The 1,571-nt window shown below is 37.3% G+C and carries 1 protein-coding gene; it reads left to right on the top strand.

The window, feature by feature from the left end:
• The first annotated feature begins 136 nt into the window (after nt 1-136).
• Nucleotides 137-1,501, top strand: a complete 1,365-nt coding sequence (locus tag BM146_RS18910; RefSeq protein ID WP_074892246.1) for an IS4 family transposase — start codon at nt 137-139, stop codon at nt 1,499-1,501.
• Nucleotides 1,502-1,571 lie beyond the last annotated feature (70 nt).

The following is a 1,571-nucleotide window of genomic DNA, read 5'->3' as shown; positions in this document are numbered from 1 at the left end:
ACTGAAACTTCGCACATTAAAAAGTGCTCTAGAACCTTGAAAATTCAATAAAAACTGGCAACAAAAAAGGCGATAAGCCTCTAAAATTGGTATAATTTAAGTACCACCAAAAATTAACCATAAGGAGACCAACGCCTTGTCTAAGATTATATCACAGAATGAACTCGATACTAAGCAGATAACAGATTCAATCAAGATTTTCTTCAATAAATTTCATGTTTCTGCGATATTGAAATCATCTAATGTAAAAAAGCTGAAAGGTGAATCTCCTTCAAACATCTTGATGTATGCGTTTTCTCTCGTATTTCGAAACAAGTCCATGTATATGGATATGTTGCTTGGAAACTGTTCTTTTGCAAAGGACACCTACTATCGTTTCATGAATAGCATACACATTAATTGGATCCGTTTTACAACACTGCTTGCTTCAAAAATCAGTAATGATGTGATCAATCCGGCAACCTCTGATGATAGAGTAAATGCCCTCGTAGTGGATGATTCTCTATTTTCCAGAGGATGTTCCAAGAAAGTCGAAATGCTTGCAAAGGTGTTTGACCATGCTAAGCACTCTTTTCAATATGGATTTAGGATGTTAACTCTTGGATGGACAGACGGAAATACATTTTTGCCTGTAAACCATATCCTTTTATCATCATCAGGAAAAAGTCAGGTCAACGGAAGTAATAAGATTGATACTCGAAGCAATGGTTACAAGCGCAGAAAACTAGCTGTAACAAAAGGAACCGAAGCTATGATTGAGCTGATCAAGGAGGCTAAAAGAGCAAAGCTGCCAGCTGATTATGTGCTCTTTGATTCTTGGTTTTCATCACCCAAAACACTTATTGCAATCAAGACAATCGGATACCATGTCATAGCCATGATCAAACGAAGTGAAAAGATGACTTTTGGATATAATGGTTCTCGATACAATCTTAAGGAAATCTACCAGATGAATAAGAAGCGTAGAGGCAGATCCAAGTATCTCTTATCAGTAATAGTCGATGTTGAAAAGGATAACTGTACGATTCCTGCAAAAGTAGTGTATGTCAGAAACCGCTCTAATCGTAGCGAATATCTCTGTCTGATTTCTACTAACATTGATATCGATGAGGAAGAAATCATACGCATCTATTCAAAACGCTGGCAGATAGAGGTATTCTTCAAAGTGTGCAAAAGTTATCTCAAACTTGCTAAAGAGTGTCGATCCCTGTCATATGATGCAATGACAGCACATGTATCCGTTGTATTTACCCGGTATATGATGCTCGCTGTTGAGAATCGTGAAGCAGAAGATCCAAGAACCCTTGGAGAACTGTTTACATATCTTGTAGAGGAAATGGCAGATGTTACATTTGTCCATGCATTCACTCTGATTATGAAAATGTTCTCAGATATGATGACTGAAAAATTCGATCTTGACGAAGAAGAAATCTCAACTATGATCGATACCTTCATATCTGCACTTACCCCCGCCATGCAGCGTCAACTAAGGGCTGCATGATGGTACTTTTTTGCCATTTTTTATTGAATTTTCAAGGTACAAACGCTATTTTTTTACTGCGAAGTTTCAG

Source organism: Butyrivibrio proteoclasticus (genome assembly GCF_900115735.1).
Taxonomy (GTDB): Bacteria; Bacillota; Clostridia; order Lachnospirales; family Lachnospiraceae; genus Butyrivibrio; species Butyrivibrio proteoclasticus_B.
The sequence above is the reverse complement of the archived record's forward strand: the minus strand, read 5'-3'. Positions and strand labels throughout refer to the sequence as shown.